This window comes from Dehalobacter sp. DCA (genome assembly GCF_000305775.1).
GTDB lineage: Bacteria > Bacillota > Desulfitobacteriia > Desulfitobacteriales > Syntrophobotulaceae > Dehalobacter > Dehalobacter alkaniphilus.
Window position 1 is genome coordinate 327715 of sequence record NC_018866.1, and the last position, 19014, is coordinate 346728.

At 45.4% G+C, this 19014-nt stretch carries 21 protein-coding genes; 20 read left to right on the top strand and 1 reads right to left on the bottom strand.

Going from position 1 to position 19014, the window contains the following annotated elements; translation table 11 throughout:
- The first annotated feature begins 159 nt into the window (after window positions 1–159).
- The 11 genes from DHBDCA_RS01590 (at window position 160) to DHBDCA_RS01640 (ending at window position 10431) form a co-directional block, all read left to right on the top strand.
- Window positions 160–1404 carry a competence/damage-inducible protein A gene (locus DHBDCA_RS01590; RefSeq protein WP_015042385.1) on the top strand — a complete coding sequence of 415 codons (1245 nt, stop codon included), beginning with the start codon at window positions 160–162 and terminating at the stop codon, window positions 1402–1404.
- A 133-nt stretch (window positions 1405–1537) separates the two neighbouring features.
- Window positions 1538–2578 (top strand): recombinase RecA, encoded by a 1041-nt coding sequence (gene recA / locus DHBDCA_RS01595; RefSeq protein ID WP_015042386.1) that lies wholly within the window; start codon window positions 1538–1540, stop codon window positions 2576–2578.
- Entirely contained in the window at window positions 2568–3098 is a 531-nt protein-coding gene (locus DHBDCA_RS01600; protein WP_015042387.1) for a regulatory protein RecX, read from the top strand. Before recA ends, DHBDCA_RS01600 begins: the two co-directional genes overlap by 11 nt.
- 249 nt (window positions 3099–3347) lie before the next feature.
- Window positions 3348–4916, top strand: a complete 1569-nt coding sequence (gene rny / locus DHBDCA_RS01605; RefSeq protein WP_193352143.1) for a ribonuclease Y — start codon at window positions 3348–3350, stop codon at window positions 4914–4916.
- Between the two features lie 290 nt (window positions 4917–5206).
- Window positions 5207–5719, top strand: coding sequence for a hypothetical protein (locus DHBDCA_RS01610; RefSeq protein ID WP_015042389.1), 513 nt, complete (start codon window positions 5207–5209; stop codon window positions 5717–5719).
- Window positions 5720–5752: 33 nt separating this feature from the next.
- Entirely contained in the window at window positions 5753–6523 is a 771-nt protein-coding gene (locus DHBDCA_RS01615; RefSeq protein ID WP_015042390.1) for a TIGR00282 family metallophosphoesterase, read from the top strand.
- A gap of 153 nt (window positions 6524–6676) precedes the next feature.
- Complete coding sequence (locus DHBDCA_RS01620; protein ID WP_015042391.1) at window positions 6677–6937, top strand: stage V sporulation protein S; 261 nt, start codon at window positions 6677–6679, stop codon at window positions 6935–6937.
- Between the two features lie 190 nt (window positions 6938–7127).
- Window positions 7128–8081, top strand: a complete 954-nt coding sequence (locus DHBDCA_RS01625) for a dipeptidase (RefSeq protein ID WP_015045106.1) — start codon at window positions 7128–7130, stop codon at window positions 8079–8081.
- A gap of 23 nt (window positions 8082–8104) precedes the next feature.
- On the top strand, window positions 8105–8947 hold the full coding sequence (locus DHBDCA_RS01630; protein ID WP_015042393.1) for a PHP domain-containing protein: 843 nt from the start codon (window positions 8105–8107) through the stop codon (window positions 8945–8947).
- Window positions 8944–10113, top strand: a complete 1170-nt coding sequence (locus tag DHBDCA_RS01635) for an aminotransferase class I/II-fold pyridoxal phosphate-dependent enzyme (RefSeq protein ID WP_015042394.1) — start codon at window positions 8944–8946, stop codon at window positions 10111–10113. The genes DHBDCA_RS01630 and DHBDCA_RS01635 overlap by 4 nt, the downstream gene beginning before the upstream one ends.
- A 63-nt stretch (window positions 10114–10176) precedes the next feature.
- Window positions 10177–10431, top strand: a complete 255-nt coding sequence (locus DHBDCA_RS01640) for a hypothetical protein (protein ID WP_015042395.1) — start codon at window positions 10177–10179, stop codon at window positions 10429–10431.
- Window positions 10432–10611: 180 nt separating this feature from the next.
- Here DHBDCA_RS01640 and DHBDCA_RS01645 read toward each other — a convergent pair whose 3' ends face one another.
- The gene (locus DHBDCA_RS01645) at window positions 10612–11127 is read right to left on the bottom strand and encodes an HDOD domain-containing protein (protein WP_242824942.1); all 516 of its coding nucleotides are present in this window, start codon (window positions 11125–11127) and stop codon (window positions 10612–10614) included.
- A gap of 223 nt (window positions 11128–11350) precedes the next feature.
- Between DHBDCA_RS01645 and phoU the strand changes: the two genes are divergently transcribed.
- The 9 genes from phoU (at window position 11351) to DHBDCA_RS01690 (ending at window position 18737) form a co-directional block, all read left to right on the top strand.
- Window positions 11351–12004 carry a phosphate signaling complex protein PhoU gene (phoU, locus tag DHBDCA_RS01650; RefSeq protein ID WP_015042397.1) on the top strand — a complete coding sequence of 218 codons (654 nt, stop codon included), beginning with the start codon at window positions 11351–11353 and terminating at the stop codon, window positions 12002–12004.
- A 167-nt stretch (window positions 12005–12171) separates the two neighbouring features.
- The gene (locus DHBDCA_RS01655; RefSeq protein ID WP_015042398.1) at window positions 12172–13395 is read left to right on the top strand and encodes a hypothetical protein; all 1224 of its coding nucleotides are present in this window, start codon (window positions 12172–12174) and stop codon (window positions 13393–13395) included.
- 48 nt (window positions 13396–13443) lie between these two features.
- A complete protein-coding gene (gene thpR, locus DHBDCA_RS01660) occupies window positions 13444–13983 on the top strand; it encodes an RNA 2',3'-cyclic phosphodiesterase (RefSeq protein ID WP_015042399.1) in 540 nt (179 codons plus the stop codon).
- A 46-nt stretch (window positions 13984–14029) separates the two neighbouring features.
- Window positions 14030–14488, top strand: coding sequence for an N-acetyltransferase (locus tag DHBDCA_RS01665; RefSeq protein WP_015042400.1), 459 nt, complete (start codon window positions 14030–14032; stop codon window positions 14486–14488).
- Window positions 14489–14496: 8 nt separating this feature from the next.
- Window positions 14497–14943 carry a ribonuclease HI gene (gene rnhA / locus DHBDCA_RS01670; RefSeq protein WP_015042401.1) on the top strand — a complete coding sequence of 149 codons (447 nt, stop codon included), beginning with the start codon at window positions 14497–14499 and terminating at the stop codon, window positions 14941–14943.
- 239 nt (window positions 14944–15182) lie between these two features.
- Complete coding sequence (locus DHBDCA_RS01675; RefSeq protein ID WP_015042402.1) at window positions 15183–16457, top strand: ATP-grasp domain-containing protein; 1275 nt, start codon at window positions 15183–15185, stop codon at window positions 16455–16457.
- Between the two features lie 9 nt (window positions 16458–16466).
- Window positions 16467–16757: a hypothetical protein gene (locus DHBDCA_RS01680; RefSeq protein WP_015042403.1), complete on the top strand. Its 291-nt coding sequence runs from the start codon at window positions 16467–16469 to the stop codon at window positions 16755–16757.
- A 104-nt stretch (window positions 16758–16861) separates the two neighbouring features.
- A complete protein-coding gene (locus DHBDCA_RS01685; protein WP_015042404.1) occupies window positions 16862–17758 on the top strand; it encodes a succinate--CoA ligase subunit alpha in 897 nt (298 codons plus the stop codon).
- Between the two features lie 97 nt (window positions 17759–17855).
- Window positions 17856–18737, top strand: a complete 882-nt coding sequence (locus DHBDCA_RS01690) for an HpcH/HpaI aldolase/citrate lyase family protein (RefSeq protein WP_034378485.1) — start codon at window positions 17856–17858, stop codon at window positions 18735–18737.
- The last annotated feature ends 277 nt before the right edge of the window (window positions 18738–19014 follow it).

Below are 19014 nucleotides of genomic sequence, written 5' to 3' on the forward strand. Positions count from 1 at the left end.
ATCTTTTTATCTGTATATCAGAAAGTATAAGTAATTGGAGTGACCGCCAAAGGCTTGGCGCCAGCCATGTTTTCTTTATCAATTTTAGCGTGACAAGATACCGGTACTGGGATATAAATCTGCCCGCGGTGAGATAATGACTGAGGGAGTGTGAAAAAAATGAAGGCCGAAATTATTTCCACGGGAACAGAATTACTGCTCGGAAAAACGCTGAATACGAGTGCCCATTATCTTACAGGACAGCTTTCGGATCTCGGGATAGAAGTTCTCTACCATACGACGGTAGGGGACAACAAAGAACGGCTGACCGAAACACTAAAGAATGCGTTGCAGCGTTCCGGGCTTGTGCTTGTCAGCGGAGGGCTTGGACCGACGGTAGATGACCTATCCAAAGAAATTGCTGCTGAAGTCTTTGGCCTGAAAATGAGCTATGATCCTGAAAGCATGCAGTCCCTGACGCAGTTTTATATCAATGACCGGATGCCACCAAGTACGGAAAAACAGGCTTATTTTCCGGAAGGTTCGATTCTGCTGCCGAACGATAAAGGAACTGCACTGGGGGCCCTTATCTGCAAAAATGACCAGTTTTGCGCGATCCTTCCCGGACCTCCTTCCGAAATGGAGGTTATGTTCCAAAAGTATTTGCTGCCCAAATTAGAGCAGATCATGCTTCAGGATTCCGGACGGATGCAGGTGCGTATTCTAAAAATATTTGGACTCGGGGAACCGGAACTGGAACGGGAACTAACCATTCTGATGCAGCGTAAATCCCCGTCTCTCACTTTGCTGGACAGGCATACCTACATGGATGTCAGGCTTACGGTCCGAAGCGGGGATGTCAGTCAGGCTGTCCGGCTCCTGGATCAGACGGAAGCAGAGATCCGCAGCAGGCTTGGGGACGGGGTATTCGGAACCGGTACGGATACCCCAGCCGGTATTGTTGGAAAACTGCTTCTGAAAAACAACCTGACGCTGGCAACAGCTGAATCCTGTACCGGCGGTCTTCTGGGCGGAAGAATCACCGCCGAAGCCGGAAGCTCGGCGTATTATCTTGGCGGCGTTGTGAGTTATGCGAATTCAGCCAAAGAAACTTTGCTCGGAGTGAAAAGCAGCAGTCTGCTGCAGGAAGGTGCGGTCAGTGAACTTGTAGCCGGGGAAATGGCTGAAGGGACGAGGAAGGCCCTCGGCGCAGATATTGGGATTGCGACGACCGGAGTCGCGGGACCCGGAGGCGGAACCGCGGATAAACCCGTCGGTCTGGTCTATATCGCCCTGGCTCATCCGGAAGGTATCGAGATCACTAAAAACCAGTTTGTCGGGAGCAGGGAATCCGTCAGAAATATGATCGTAGAAACTGCCTTGAATATGCTGCGGCTGTATTTACTTAGGAAATGCAAGCAGTAAGTTCTTGCCAAATGAGACAAGACCAGCCGCTATGTAAAAATTTTACTTTTAAACGGATTGACAATAGACAGTCAGAAAAAGTATAATAGAAACCGAACATATGTTTTGTATAATCAAGAGGAGGCACGAAAAGATGGCTACTCCAGATAAACTGAAAGCATTGGATATTGCGCTGAGCCAAATTGAAAAGCAGTTTGGCAAGGGAGCGATTATGAAACTCGGCGAAGCTTCGGACAGAATGGCTGTTGAGACGATTTCAACAGGTTCATTGGCACTGGATTTGGCTTTAGGCGTTGGCGGAGTTCCCAGAGGCCGGGTAATAGAGGTATATGGACCGGAGTCTTCGGGGAAAACCACCGTAACGCTGCATATTATTGCTGAGGCACAAAAAACAGGCGGCGTTGCAGCTTTTATTGATGCAGAGCATGCCCTTGACCCAGTATATGCCCGTGCGCTGGGTGTGAATGTCGACGATCTGCTGGTTTCTCAGCCCGACACCGGCGAGCAGGCGCTGGAAATCTGTGAAGCCCTTGTCCGTAGCGGCGCGGTTGATGTCGTTGTTATTGACTCGGTGGCGGCACTCGTGCCACGGGCTGAAATCGAAGGGGAGATGGGCGATTCCCATATGGGGCTGCATGCCCGTCTGATGTCCCAGGCGTTGCGCAAACTTACCGGGTGCATCAGTAAAAGCCATACCTGTGTCATCTTTATTAATCAGATCAGGGAGAAAGTCGGCGTGATGTTCGGCAACCCGGAGACGACGACCGGGGGACGGGCGCTGAAATTTTATGCTTCAGTCCGGCTGGAAGTCAAAAAGCAGGATGTCATCAAGCAGGGGCAGGAAATCATCGGCAACCGGACTCGCGTAAAGGTCGTCAAAAATAAGGTTGCACCGCCGTTTAACTTTGCTGATTTCGACCTGGTTTATGGCGAAGGGATATCCAGGGAAGGCAGTATTGTCGATATGGGATCGGAAACAGGTATCCTAATGAAATCGGGCGCCTGGTATTCCTACAATGGCGAAAGGCTTGGACAGGGAAGAGAGAATGTCAAGGACTTTCTGCGTCAGCATCCAGATATTGCTGCAGAGATTGAGAGCAAAGTGCGCAATCTGGTTCTGGTCTCGAAAGACAAGACCAAGGGCGCTCAGGACGACAGCATGAATGATGAGTAGAAAGCAGGCCTCACCGAAAAAAAGTGTGCTAGGTGCTGCGCTGGATTTCTTAAGCCGCAGGCGGCTGTCTGCCAGCCAGCTTGCCGGCAGACTGGAGGCTAAAGGCTATTCCGCAGAGGAAAATGCTGAAGCTCTCCGAAAGCTAGAAGAATGGAAATATATTGATGACCGGCAATATGCCTTGTCTTATATTAAAAGTAAGGAAACAAGGTTTTCCCGGACCAGAATATGTATTGAACTGCAAAAAGCCGGTCTGGACGATCGGATGATCTCTCGCGTCATGGATGAATACTTTCCCGAGCAGCAGGAGGTTGAAAACTGCCTGCTGCTTGGCCGTAAAATGTTTGAGCAGGAGTATAGGAAATATCAAAAAAAATCCCTAAACGATCCAAACAGAAGTATCCCTCCAAAAGAGTTATACTTAAGGAAAAAGGTCGGGGACAAGCTTTTAGCGAAGGGCTATCAATTGGATATAGTCAAAAAAGTACTTGGAGAGATTATTATTTTCGATAATCTATAAGTATTTAGTATACTTTGTTATCCCACCAACTTGACATTATTTGCACATTTCATTAAACTAATATTAAATGGATCTGTTTCTAGTAAATTTTTAACCTTTCAAGGTTTTCTCTTATATTAAACTGAACATCTCAGCTGCACCGGGTATCGGTGTAGCTATATTTAAGGGAAAAATAATCGAACGAGGGTTATAGATTTTACGGAACTGGTCTGACCAGTTTTTTGTTATTTTCACGAAATATTTAATACTATAATTGAAGGAGGTGAAGCTTTGGAAATATCAGGCTTAATTGCAGTTGTTATTGTACTCGCCGGATTGGCGATTGGCAGTCTGATCGGCTGGTTTATCCGCAAATCATCTGCGGAAAAAATGATTGGATCTGCTGAAATAGAAGCAAAAAGGCTTTTAAAGAATGCTGAGGCAGAGGCTGAAGCCAAAAAAAGGGAAAAAATCGTTGCAGCTAAAGAAGAGGTTATGCAGCTTCGCAATGATATTGAAAAAGAGACCAGAGAAAGACGTAGCGAAATCCAACGTATGGAAAGACGCAATCTTCAGAAGGAAGAAACCCTTGAAAGAAAAACCGAAGCTCTGGAACGTAAGGAAGAAAATTTACATCGCAGAGAATCAGACGTTGAAAAACAAAAACTTGATTTAAATGAACTCCTGGCTAAACAGGTAGCTGAGCTGGAGAGGCTTTCCGGTCTGACTCCTGAAGAAGCCAAACAATTGCTGCTAAAAAGTGTCGAGGAAGAAGTACGTTACGAATCGGCAATCATGATTAAGGAATATGAGACCCGGACAAAAGAAGAAGCTGAAAAACGCGCTAAAGATATTATTTCTTTGGCTATACATCGTTGTGCGGCAGACCATGTCGTTGAAAGCACAGTTTCAGTGGTTGCCCTGCCGAACGATGAAATGAAAGGCCGTATCATTGGCCGAGAGGGCCGGAATATCAGAGCTCTTGAGACTTTAACGGGTATTGATTTGATTATTGACGATACGCCTGAGGCCGTTATTCTGTCAGGATTTGATCCGATCAGAAGAGAAGTTGCCAGAGTCGCTCTGGAAAAACTGATTTTGGACGGACGTATTCATCCGGCCAGAATTGAAGAAATGGTTGAGAAGGCGCAGAAGGAAGTTGACCAGAAAATCAGGGAAGAAGGGGAACAGGCCACCTTCGAAACCGGGGTTCACGGTATACATCCAGAACTGATTAGACTGCTTGGCCGGCTGCGTTTCAGAACCAGTTACGGACAAAATGTTTTGAGACACTCTATCGAGGTATCCCATCTGGCCGGGTTAATGGCTTCCGAACTTGGTGTTGATGTCCAGACCGCAAAACGCGCCGGACTTTTGCATGACATCGGCAAAGCCGTTGACCATGATACCGAAGGCACGCATGTCGAGATTGGCGTTGATCTCTGCAAAAAGTACAAGGAATCATGGGATATCATTCACGCGATTGAGGCCCATCACGGCGACACTGAACCCAAGACAATTGTCGCAGTACTTGTTGCCGCTGCAGATGCGGTATCGGCTGCCAGACCTGGTGCCAGACGCGAAACTTTGGAATCCTACATTAAAAGGCTTCAGAAGCTTGAGGAAATTGCCGAGACATTTGAAGGCGTTGAAAAATCCTACGCGATTCAGGCCGGCAGAGAGATTCGCATTATTGTGAATCCGGAGAAGATTGATGATGCACTTGCACCAAGGTTCGCGCATGATATTGCAAAGAGAATTGAAGAAGAACTGGAATACCCCGGACAGATCAAGGTTGTCGTAATGCGGGAGACCCGCGCAGTAGATTACGCGAAGTAATCTGTCGCAACGTCGGTTCCACAGAGATACCATGCGTATAAGATGATGATGATGTTCAAATTTTGATACGTTACGGATAGCGAACAAAGCAGGTGTTAGGCCTGCTTTGTTTATGTATCAGAAAGTTAAGTACTTTCTGAACCAGCCAAGTTTTCTTTATATTGGTATGTTGGGACAAAATAGGTTATAATTGCTAGGGCACCCAGGGAAGGACTTTGCGTCTCCTTGAAGAATTACTATATGTTTTGGAGAAAGCTCTATTATTTCACATTCGGGAAAGGATTATCAAGATGGCCGCTTCAGAAGTCATAACTGCTGAATCAAATTATCTGAATTACAGTACGGGATTACTTGTTTCTATTTTGCTGTGCTATCCGGAAGTTGTAACGATCAGCTGCAATCAGGAGCAGCAGACCATGATACTTAAATTCCTGGTCGTCAAGGAGTGCGGCTTTGAAGCGCTTCAGAATAAACTTCGGCAGGCCTTGGAATTGTTTCATCAGATTGAAGGTCGGAAAATTCAGCTTTTAAGTATTGAAAAATTTGAACAGGAACTGGACCTGATTGTGATCAGCAGAGATTTAAGCAGTATTACCCACCCCGAAATCAACCTCATAGTAGAAATCATGAAAAGCGAGCTTGGCGCTAAGATGATTGCTGATGAATGCAGCCTGCCTGAAGAAGAGGTCATACTGCAGGAAGAAATCATTATTCATATGATGGCAGCTATACGTTCTAACGGAACAGAAAAAAACATTACAGCTGTACGGGAAGACGGCAGAGTACTTGTTTTCAATGGTTGAACCAAGGGGTTAGTGCAAGTAAAGGAGTACCTTATGCAGATTCTTTTTATCGGTGATATCGTCGGCAGACCGGGAAGAGAAGCGGTGGCTGCTTTTCTTCCCGAACTCCAGAAAGAGCATAAACTTGATCTGGTGATTGCCAATGCTGAAAATGCCTCAGGCGGGCGGGGACTTACCAAAGAAGTCGCCTATGAGCTATATAATTACGGAATCCACTTTTTGACGATGGGCAACCATGTCTGGGACCAAAAGGAAATTATAAAGTTTATCGATGATGAAACCAAGCTGATCCGGCCTGCCAATTACCCGAAAGGGGCACCGGGAAAAGGCTATGGTTTTGTTATTCGTAACGGAATAAAGACGGGAATTATCAATCTATCAGGAAGAATCTTTCTGCCGCCGCTGGAAAATCCTTTCACGATGGTCAATCAGATCATCAATATGATGGCTGTGGAGACCCCGGTGATCATTGTCGATTTTCATGCCGAGGCGACCTCAGAAAAAGTTGCGCTTGGCTGGTTTCTTAACGGCAAAGTAAGTGCAGTTCTTGGTACGCATACCCATATCCAGACTGCGGATGCCAGGGTACTGGACCAGGGCACGGCATATATTACAGACGTTGGAATGACTGGCCCGCGAGATTCGGTCTTGGGAGTCAAAAAAGAGATCATTATCAATAATTTTCTGACGCAGATGCCGGCGAGATTTGAAGTGGCCAACGGGGTGAACCAGCTGAATGCTGTGGTGCTTCAAATAGATGAAAAAACCGGCAAAACACAGCGTATTATTCCTATCCAAAAATAGACATCCTGCGCCAAATAAGGTGCAGGATTTTTTTACACAGAAAATACCAAATCAGACATTTCTAAAAAGAGGATTTTTTTACTATTACGCGAATAGTATATAGCATCAAAGTGGAAATACATGTAAAAAGGATCGATTGGGAGGTATTAGATAATGGATGTGTTAAAAGTCTCAGCAAAATCAAGTCCTAATTCAGTAGCTGGAGCATTAGCAGGCGTACTCAGGGAAAAAGGCGGAGCTGAATTGCAGGCAATTGGCGCAGGCGCATTAAACCAGGCAGTAAAAGCAGTTGCTATTGCCAGAGGTTTCGTTGCTCCGAGTGGTCTTGACCTGGTTTGTATTCCAGCTTTCACCGATATCCTAATTGAAGGAGAAGAGAGGACTGCGATCAAACTGATTGTCGAACCCAGATAAACCCAATGATTCTAAACCTGCCTGCTTGGGGGCGGGTTTTTTTAATATATCAGAAAATATTCGTACTTTCTGATTTATCTAAGTGCAACTAAGGAAGTTGCCAAAGGATTGGCATCAGTCAAGCTTTCCAAATGATTAGCCTTCTGCCCGATTATCCTTTAGAATATAAATAAAGGAGCAAAATTTGACCATGAAAAACATATGGATTGCCGACGGTCATTGTGACAGCATTGGAGATTTTGCTGCCGGAAAAAGAAATTTGAAAGAAACAGCAAAATTTGGGCACTGGGATTTGGCCAGGGCAAAACAGGCCAATCTCGGTCTGCAGTTTCTGGCTGCCTATATTGAAAGTGAATACAAACCGTTTCAGGCGGCCTGGAGAGGGCTGGAATTACTCGAAGCCGCACTTAGGTTTATTGATAATAATTCCAGTGATGTATTTTTAGTAAGAACCCAAGAAGACGCAGCCCAATTAGGCCGGACCAATAAGCTGGGCCTGCTTATCAATATCGAGGGCGGAGAAATTCTTGGAGAAAACGTTTTTATGCTTGATCTTATTTTCAGGCTCGGAGTCAGAAGCATTGGCCTTACCTGGAATGAAAGGAATGCGATCGGCAACGGCGTCGGTGAAAGCGAAGGAAGCGGCGGTTTATCTAGTTTTGGCTTTCAGGTAATCGAAAGAATGAACCAGCTTGGGATGGTGATCGACGTTTCCCACCTGAATGAGGCCGGTTTTTGGGATGTGCTGCGGCATTCTGAACGTCCGGTCATCGCTTCCCATTCCTGTGCCAAAGCGTTATGCGGCCATCGCCGGAACCTGACTGACCATCAGCTGTGTGCGCTAGGAGACAAGAAAGGTCTGGTCGGGATCAATTTCTGTGAAGATTTCCTGAGTGAGACCGGAAAAGCAACTATGGATGACGTTGTCCGGCACATTTGCCACATCGCAGAAGTAGCGGGAGTCGATACGGTTGGTTTCGGATCGGATTTTGACGGAATTGAGACGACGCCGAAAGGTCTGGAGAATGTCGGGACATTCCCGTATCTAGTGGAAAAATTGTCTCAGTGCGGTTTTAATCAGAACGAAATAGCCAAAATATGTTACGGGAATTATGTCAGGTTTTTGAGCGATGTCTTAATGTGAAAATTCTTAGAGGTAAACATATCATGAAATACCAGACAAGATTTGAGGCCGACCTGCATTGTCATACGACTGCTTCAGACGGGATCCTTACACCGGAAGAAGTCGTTAAGTCTGCGGCAGAAGTCGGATTGAAAGCTTTGGCCATCACGGACCATGATACCATTAATGGCTGGGCGGAGGCAGAACAGGCTGTAGCTGAGACGGGGCTCTGTCTGGTTAAAGGCATAGAGATCAACACCGACTGGGCGGGCAAGGAAGTCCATATCCTCGGGTATGAGTTACAGGAGGGCAATGAGGTTCTTCATACCAGGTTGCAGGAACTGCGGGAAAAAAGAGTGCAAAGAATAAGAAAGATACTTCAGAAGCTGGAACAGCTCGGAATCACCCTGACATTTGAGGAAGTAAGTCAGTTTGTCAATGGGGATTCTGTCGGCCGCCCCCATGTGGCTCAGGCCATGATCAGGCACGGGTATGCCGCCAATCTGAAAGACGCTTTTGAGAGATTTTTAAAGATAGGAAGGCCAGCTTACGTTCCCCGATATAAGCTTGATCCTGTCGAAGCTATTACAATTATAAGAGAAGCCGGAGGCGTAGCCGTGCTTGCGCATCCGGGCAGCCAATGTACAGAACCCGAGATTGCCGCCTGGGTCGACTCCGGGCTGCAGGGGATTGAAGTCTATCATCCCGACCACGGTGCGGAGGAACGAAATTACTTTAAAGCACTGGCAGAAAGAAAGAGCCTTCTGATTACAGGCGGATCTGATTTTCATGGTCATGCGATTAAGCCTGGCATAGAATTAGGCTCTTGGGGAGTTGGTATGGGGGTCATTCAACAAATTGAGCAGCTGAGGAGGAAGAAGACATGAAGCTCGCAGTAAGAATGGGAAGTCTGCAAACATCCATTTTTTCACAATTGGCGTCATTGAAAGAAGAGGTCAAACGTGAAGGCAAAACGCTAATTGATCTAAGTGTAGGGAGCCCTGATTTGCCTCCGTCCCTTGAGATCAGAAAAATAATTAGTGAGCAGAGCCTCGATGAAAAGGCGTATGGTTATACACTGACCAGAGGAATTCCGGAGTTCCGGGAAGCTTGCTCATTATGGTATAAAAGAAGATTTAACGTCGATATTGATCCTGCGACGGAAGTGCTTCCGGTCATGGGCTCCCAGGACGGTCTAACGCATATTTTCTGGGCGTTTATTGATAAAGGCGACGCTGCTTTCATCCCTGATCCTGGTTATCCGATTTATTCAGACGGATTGGCGCTGGTCGAAGGTGAAAAGGTTGTACTGCCGTTATTGGAAACGAACGATTTTCTGCCGGACCTTAATCGGATCGCCCCCCAGACCGCTGACCGGGCTAAACTGATGGTCCTTAACTATCCTAATAATCCAACCGCTGCAGTTGCACCGGAGACTTTCTTTAATGAAGTCGTCAGGTTTGCCTCCAAACATGAAATTGTGGTTTGTCATGATGCGGCCTATACGGAACTGGCTTTTGACGGCTACAGGCCATCAAGCTTCCTGCAGGCCAAAGGAGCAAAGGACGTAGGGGTAGAGTTTCATTCCCTTTCCAAGTCGTATAATATGGCCGGAGTGAGACTTGGCTTTGTGGTAGGCAATAAAGAAGTCATCAGAGCACTGGAAACCATCAAATCCAATATTGACTATGGGAGTTTTCAGCCTGTATTGAAGGCCGGAGCTGCGGTCTTAAGCGGCGGTGATCAGACCATCCTCGCCAATCAGCAGACTTATAAAAACAGAAGGGATATCTGGGTCGACGGATGTGCCAGAGCCGGCTGGAAGATGAACAGGCCCAAAGGATCCATGTTCGTCTGGGCCCCGGTGCCCACGAAGCAGGATTCATTATCCTTTGCGTTTGAACTGGCCAGCGAGGCTGGCGTTCTTGTCGTGCCGGGCATTGCCTTTGGCCGGTATGGCGAGGGATATGTCAGGGTTGGCCTGGTTCAGGATGAGACGAAGCTTCAGGAAGCGGTTCAGAGGGTTGGAACTTTTTTAGCCGGGAAGGATTAAAAACAATCTGAAGCGTATAGAATAGTTGTATAAGAATATAATTCTGTTCCGGGAGATGAAAGTTTGAGTACGAATGAGGAAACCGTCCTGTTGACTCATAGAATTATGGAACTGGAAAAACAGCTTGATAATCTGCGTTTAAGCAGGAGAGTCCTCATGGACCTGCTTGAGCAGATTGAAAAGGAAAATAAGATCCTTACGCAAAAGCTAGATCAAAAAAGCAGACATCTTCAGAAATATAAAAAAATAAACCAGCATAAATCGGTTTATTCGCAGGATTTTGAATTATATGAATTTAAGGATTATTTGAAAGAATAAGCAGTATAAAGTCTTTGCTCGGGTTAGTCTCCGTAATGGATGGCTGCTTTCGGCAAGTTGCATCATCCTCCGTGGCTTGTCGCTCCTTGCCATCCATTGCGGAAACGTAGTCTGTAGTTTGTGAAAGCTTGTTTTAATAGTTCAAGTTACTTTGGAATTGCTGTACAGGTAACTTTAAAACTAGTGCCGGTTGTCGGCTTGGTGAAGGATTTCTTCCATAGAATTTTGTGGGGTATGGTGGTTTTGGATTAAGCGCTGGATTTCCGGAGAGAGTCCTGCCCGGGCAGCCAGCCGTTTCCCCCAGGCAGGATGCTGTGTGTAAATCACCAGCGTCTTGACGAAAACTGATTTGCTTTGGCGGATGATGTTTTTGATCCGTTCCGGTAAATAATCAAAGACAACAATAAATATCCTCTGCCACAGAAGCAGATGGATCACTGATTTTCCGCAGTCATGGAGAAGCGCACCACTTAATAGGTTACGGTAAATTTCTTTTCCATAACCATTTTCTATAAGACTGCTTTGTTCCTGAATATCCCGAGCGACATCGAGTGCATGCCTCTGCTCTGTAAGGGTCTGCTTCAGAAACAGCTGTCTTTCCCGCTCCGACAGTACGGTATTTAGCCAGGAGTATTCATTCTCATTTACAACCGGGTGCAGCGCACTGCGTAATTGTTTGATCCGATAGAACATCATTCAGTTCCTTTTTATTTTGACTTTAATCTCATTCTTATTCTTATTCTATTATACCCTTACGATTTATAATTTCTAGTGCCTTAATAAGCTTAGGCATAATCATGGATCATCCTAGATAGCTTTCTTTTTAAGTAAATTCTATTGTCATCATTTGGACATTAGGTTATGCTATTTTGTATTACATTACACATTTTGCAGATGAAGTCACACCCGGGGGGATACGATGCGCCATAAATTTGAAGCCCAGCTTCAGGAGCTGAAGAAAAAAATAGTAGAGATGAGCGTGTTAGTTGAGAAAGCGCTAGAACAGGCCATGGAAAGCTTGAAGAATAGGGATATGGCTCTGGCGGAAAAGGTCATCAGCGATGACGGCCAGATCAATGATTCTGAGCAGGATATCGAACTGCTCTGTACCCACCTTGTTGCAACCCAGCAGCCGTTTGCCTCAGATCTCCGTAATATTGTTGCAAGCTATAAAATCATTTCCTCTCTGGAAAGAATGGGCGATTTATCTGTCGATATTGCCAAAGTATCCTTGCGGATCGGACCAGATCCACTGATCAAGCCGTTGATTGACATGCCGAAAATGGCTGAGATAGCAGTCCAAATGATGCGTACGGCCGTCCAGGCTTTTATCTGTGAAGATGTTGAACTTGCACGGTCTCTGGCTGAGACTGACCACAAAGTGGATCATTACTATAAATTGATTTTTAACGAATTGAATGAGATGATGGCGAAAGACTCGGCAATATCGGGCCAGGCGGTCTACCTGCTTCTAGCGACCCGCTATATCGAAAGAATCGGCGATTACTGTACGAATATCGGGGAAGAAGTCATTTATATGCAATTAGGTGTTAGAGAAAATTTAAACAAATAGATAGAAATATACATGAGTTCTATATTCTATCTTGATCATCAGCTAAAGAACCCGGGGGTTGCCGGGTTAATTTTTTTTATAATTTTATGATTGAAAAGATACCTTGTCATTTCCTGCCTTTATCAAGCGTAATAATAAAAAAACAGCTTGTAAAGGGAGGATTTGACTTGAACATAAAATGGAAGGAATTATGGGATGCTAATCCGGACATTTTCAGTGTATCCGGATGGGAAGAATGTCCAGAAGAAGTCAGGAAAGGTTGGCATCTGCCTTCCCAGTTTGATTATTTCAGTGCCGGGGATATCAGTTTCAGAGTTGGAATCATCGCTGCGCAGGGAGTCTACAGGGAGGAAGACTTTCTTTTGGGCGGGATTCTGTGGGGAGGACATCTAGGAAATGGCAGCAGGACTTTGATTTATTATGTGGCAAAAGAATTTTCTCCTGTATTTTTAGGTGCGGTTTCTCAAATAGGAGGCATGCTGTTTGCCAGGACGGTTTTTTGGCGGGAAAAATTGACCCCAAATTTGTATGTTCTGGCAGAAAAAGATTACGATAAAGGTTTTTTTCGGTTGGATACAGGAGAACTGCGCCCCGGTTGGGAACACTGGCAAAGAGAATTAAATCCAGTGGCCTGGAATCATCTGACGGTGATCAACCACTATTTTGAAAGCCTGGCCAAGAGAAGAGTCCGGGCAGTATCCGAAAAGAACAAAATCACCTATTGCTGGGGAAATATTCAAATTGCCGAGTTTAAAAAGAAAGGGAACAAGTTTGAACTGTCTACCAAAGTAAAATGGACCAGGAATAAAAATATTGCTTCCAAATTTCTAAAGTTGGGGTGGGTCGATTTCTCCGGAAATCTTAATGATGAATTTTGCAGAGCCATTAACGGGATACTGGAACTGCTGGAGAATATGGAGATAAATGGTAGCCTTGATTCCAGGGAATTATTAGATCTTAAGATAATCTATGACAGGGAATTCATCCCCCAATATTTTGGAAAGTACCTGGAAGTTCCCTGGTATCCAAGAGACTTCAGTGATTTGATTGAAAGCCGGCAACTGTATTTTTTCCAACGGGATCAATCTATTAGGATTATTAAGCCTGTTCTGGAGAAACCATCGCTAAAAGTTGTACAAACGCTGCTGGTATTTTCAGCTTTTGAAAACTATGCGAAGCATCATCAAGGTTTCCCGGGATATCCGCAACTGGAGTGGAACTACAAAATATTCCTTTTTTGCGAAGCCGATTACATGGAAGAATTGCGTCTGTGCCAATCCTGGCTGAAGCAGCCCGATAAATATCCATTGATCATCATGCCCAAAGAATGGCGGACGGAGGGCTTTAAAGGAGTAAAAGATAACTTCATTGCATTCGGCATGGATGCATAGTAAGATTGTTGTAAGGAGAAAATGCCACATACGATGGAGTTATGCTGCATGCGATTATTTATCAGCCTGAATTTTAGTGAACAGAGTCTTGAACAATTCGAAAAATGGCAGGATGAACTTAAGGTTAAAGGTCTTCGCGGCTATTGGCGCAGACGTGATAACTTGCACCTGACGCTGCGTTTTTTAGAAGAAGTGGAAGAAAAGGATCTTGATGCTTTGAAACAGACCCTGGCGGGTGTTTCGGGACATATCGGTGAATTTGCGATTGCTTTTGATTCCCTTGGTGTATTCCCGAATATCATACAGCCCCGGATACTATGGGCCGGGATAAGAAAAGAACCGAAGCTGATTCAGCTGCAAAAGCAGATCCAGCAGGCGACGAGCCAATTTGGAGCACCGCCTGATACCAGACCTTTTAAACCTCATCTTACCTTAGCGAGCGGCGGCATCAAGGGTATCGACCAAAATATCCTAAATTGGGGCAATACGCTTGATCTTAAAGAGATTGCCGTCCATTATGCTTTAATGCAAAGCAAAGTGGAGAATGGCATTCGGCAATACCTGACAGTTGCCCGGTACCGGATCTGATCATTCCATCATTTGTCGGGAAACATGGACAGATAAAGGAGAAAAGATGGTAACCTATAGACATGCAAAGCTAAGTGATGTGGAAGACATTATTAGCCTGATCAATTATTATGCAGAACAGGGACTCATGCTCCCCAGAACCCGAAGTGCGCTGTATGAAGGAATCAGGGAGGTCATTGTAGCGGTAGAGGATGACCGGATCGTCGGAACCGGCGCTTTACATATAACCTGGGACGATCTCGCTGAGATCAGGGCACTGGCGGTTGAGGAAAGCTACAGGGGGAAAGGGTTAGGCCGCAAGATTGTTGAGCTTCTTTTGGAGGAGGCCAGAGAGCTTCATTGCCCCAAGGTATTTACCCTGACGTATCAGGTAGATTTCTTCAAGCATATGGGATTCGAAATTACTGAAAAGGATTCAATGCCCCATAAGGTCTGGAAAGAATGCATCAATTGTGTTAAGTTTCCTAATTGTGATGAAAATGCTCTGATTCTTTACTTAAAATAGGGGGTTCAATGGCTGTAAAAAGTGTAAAGATTTATACGGACGGAGCATGTTCAGGCAATCCCGGGCCGGGGGGTTGGGCGGCAGTCCTGAAGTATGGTGAACATGAAAGAGAGATCAGCGGCTTTGAAGGCAATACAACCAATCAGCGCATGGAGCTGACAGCGGCAGTCCAAGGACTGGCCGCCCTGAAAGAAAGCTGCAGTGTCCAGGTTCACAGTGACAGTGCCTATTTAATTAATGCATTTGAACAAGACTGGCTTTCCCGCTGGCTAAAGAATGGCTGGCAGAGTTCGCAAAAGAAACCGGTTGAAAACCGTGATCTCTGGGTATCGCTTCTGGAACTCACGGCAAAGCATGACGTTGTCTGGGTTAAAGTCAAAGGTCATTCAGGACATCCCGAGAACGAACGATGTGACGAACTTGCCCGTAAAGCGATCGCCGAAGCTTTGGCCTGATCAAATTCTTTAAGATTGGTTTTTCCCTAATAAATCATGCAATTCGGCTTATTTAGTCTTGTTTTTGCAAATAATTTCGTTATAATAATTCATAAGGCAAGTTAATAGCGATACATAAGATTACTTTAATAATGAACAATCAATTAAAGGAATAACCATATATTCCTTTAATTTTTTGAGTTTTCATTCAGTATATACAAGGTACTAGAATCAATATGACGATATGGAAGGGATTATGGATGGCAAAATTTCTAGAGTATCAAGGTAAGGAATGGCTTGCCAAAGCGGGAATACCCGTACCGAAGGGCAGGTCGGCATCTTCTCCGGAAGAAGCGCAGCAAGCGGCAGAATGGATTGGCAAGTCCGTAGCTGTCAAAGGTCAGGTCCAGGCAGGAGGACGAGGAAAAGCCGGTATTGTAAAACTGGTCGTGACTCCGTCCGAAGCTTCGGCAGCAGCAGCTGAAATACTGGCAAAGACAGTCAAAGGACTCCCTGTCAGGCAAGTTTTAATTGAGGAGAAACTGGCGATCAAAAAAGAATACTATTGTTCATTTGTCATTAACAATGCAAGAGACGCCCGCTGCCCGATGCTGATGTTCAGCTCAGAAGGCGGTATGGATATTGAAAGTGTTCCTGAAGAACTAATTTTTAAGATGAATATCGACCCTATTTTTGGTCTGCAGATTTACGATGCGATCGATTTTTGTGTCCGAGCTGGCATTCCAAATAAAGAATTGAGTAAGTTTGCTTCTTTCCTGACGAAGCTGTCCCAAGTCTACAAAAAGTATGACTGCCAGACCCTGGAGATCAATCCGTTTGTCATGACGGAGGATGGAAGCCTGATCTGTGCGGACTGCAAAATGGAGATTGATAACAGCTCTGTGGGCCGTCATCCGGAATTTGGCATTAAAATTGCCCGCGATTTGCCTGGTGAAGTCACCGAACTCGATATGATCGGCTGGAGCATTGAAGAAACAGATGCCCGTGGAACCGGCTTCCTGATGAATATGGGTTATGACGAAGTAAGCCCCGGCTATATTGGCTATCACCCGATCGGCGGCGGTTCGGCGATGATGGGACTTGATGCGCTGAATCAGGTAGGACTCAAGCCTGCCAACTATGCCGATACGAGCGGCAATCCTGTTGGATCAAAAATCTATCGCGTTGCCAAGTGCGTACTATCGCAGCCCAATATTGACGGTTATCTTCTTGGCGGCTTTATGATGGCGAATCAGGAGCAATGGCACCATGCCAATGCGATTGTCAAAGTACTGTGGGAAGAGCTTCCGAAGAGGCCCGGCCTGCCTTGCGTTCTGTTACTCTGCGGCAATCGCGAGGATGAATCCATGGAGATTCTACGCAAGGGTCTGGCAGAGCTGATGACTCCGGACGGAATTGGCAAAAGAATTGAAATATACGGAAAAGAGCATGTCACGGATACTAAATTTATTGGTCAAAGACTTCTGGCTCTAGCCAAAGAATACAGGGCAGAAAAAGATGCTCAAGGAAAGTAGGGAAATGCCATGCTGGAAATTAAAGAAAAAAGTATTACCATAAGCATCGATACCAGCAAGTGTGACACATGTGAAACCAAAGCATGCGCAGCAGCTTGTAAAAAATATGCCAGAGGATTGCTTCAAATTGTTGACGGGAAACCATCCGTCGAGTATCTGAGCGCAGGGGAAGTTCTCCGGCTTGGAACAGAATGTCTGGCTTGTGAGATCGCCTGTAAGTTCGAAGGGAATAAGGCTTTGACCATCGATGTTCCGATTACGGGTATTGATGTCTATCTAGCCAAACGCGGTTTACAATAGTTTATTTACATATCAGAAAGTATAAATTACTTTCTGATATATCTAAGTGCAGTAAAGGCTGTCACCAGCCAAGTTTCTTTACAAAATTTAAATGAGGGATAAGAATGGGTATTTTAATCAGTAACCAGTCTAAAGTCATTATCCAGGGAATTACCGGCCGTGAAGGATCTGTAAGAACCAAATACATGAAAGAATATGGCACCAAAGTCATCGGCGGAACCAGCCCAGGAAAAAAAGGGGACGAGGTTCATGGCATCCCCGTCTATAATACGGTTAAGGAAATTGCCAGAGAACAGGGTGAGATTGACTTTAGCGTTATCTTTGTGCCGGGCAGTGTTCTGAAAACCGCTGTTTTTGAAGCTGCCGACGCGGGTGTCAAAAATATTATTCCGTGTGTTGAAGGAACACCCATCCATGATATTATGGAAATGGTCGCTTATTGCAAGCTGAGAGGAACCCGCTTAATCGGCCCCGGATCCATTGGCATTTTGACACCGGGAGAAGCAGTCGTCGGCTGGCTTGGCGGCAATGTCGAGTGGGCTAACAAGTTCTTCAAGAAAGGCAATATTGGTGTCTTTTCGCGCAGTGGCGGACAATCAGGGACCATCCCTTGGGTATTAAGAGAAGGTGGCTTCGGCGTAAGTACAGTCGTACATACCGGAACCGAACCTGTACTTGGAACATCTATGGCTGATTTGCTGCCCTTATTTGAAGCAGATCCTGAAACAAAAGGTGTAGCCGTCTATGCCGAGATCGGCAGCTCTCAGGAAGAGGAATGTGCCGATACTATTGCGGAAGGCAAATTCACAAAACCTTTTGTGATCTACGTGGCCGGAGCCTGGGCTCCCGAAGGCCAACGTTTTTCCCATGCTTCAAATATTGTGGAACGCGGACGTGGCTCAGCGAAGAGCAAAATTGAAGCGGTCCTTAAAGCGGGTGGTTTTGTCGCCGAAACGCCAATAGATATCCCGATTATTTTGAAGGAGAAAATTAAGGAATAATGATTGATTCTTGGAATTAATATCTTTGCTTGATGAAAATAATCTTGGCATAGTTGCCAAAATTCTTAAAGGTAAAATAAAAGGAGGCATACTTAAAATGGCTGTTATGAGATCTATTCTCTACGTACCGGGAAATAACCCGAAGATGGTTGAGAAAGCGCCAAGCTTTCCTGCTGATATCATCACACTGGATCTGGAGGATTCCGTACCACCGGCTGAAAAGGAAAATGCACGCAAAATTATTGCCGAGAATCTGAAATATGCCGGTTCCAATGGTTCCCAGATTTATGTCAGAATCAACAACTGGGAAACAGAATTAACCAACGATGACCTTGAGGCTGTCGTTTGGGAAGGTCTTCATGGCGTAACGCTTGCCAAGACTGGACATCCTGATGATGTCAAACGTCTGGACTGGAAGCTCGAAGAGCTGGAGCGCCGCCGTGGTCTGGAAGTTGGTTCCATCAAAATTTCTATGCTGCTGGAAACAGCAAAAGGAATCATGAATGCGTATGAGTGCTGTATGGCTAGCAAACGTAACGTGAATGCTATTTTTGGCGCTGTAGATTATTGCCGCGACATGCGGATCAAACTAACCTCCGAAGCGAATGAGCAGCTGTGGGGACGCGCCAAAGTCGGTGTTGCCTGCCGTGCAGCCGGTATTGTCGCAATTGACGCACCGTTTGTTGCTTATCAGGATATTCCCGCTTTCGAAAAGAACGTTGCCGATGGCAAACAGATGGGCTATGAAGGCCGTATGATTATTCATCCGGGCCAGGTTGAGCCGTCCAACCGTCTGTATGCTCCGGATCCGGCCGATGTAGAATGGGCTAACGGCGTTGTCAAAGTGTTTGAAGAAGAGGGTATTGCCAAAGGAAAAGCAGCCGTATCCTACAACGGTAAAATGGTGGATACTCCCGTATACCTGAATGCCAAAGATATTCTGGCTGCTCAGGCTGAGATTGAAGCGAAAGAAGCTTGACGCCAGCCAAGTTTGCTTTAAAGTTTTATATGACTCGAGTCACACAATGTCTGACTGCCCCTGTAGGGGCAGTCAGACATTGTGATATCCGCTATTTAACCCGTTCAAATCAATACAACGTATTGATCCCAATATCAGAGGGCAATTTTTAACAATTCTGATACTTACTTTCAAAAACAAAATGGTTGATTTTTTGTTTTCATTCATGAGATAATTTAAAGAAACGCTTTTATAATTTGTTTACATAAGCAATGTGTCAAATAACGACAATGTATTA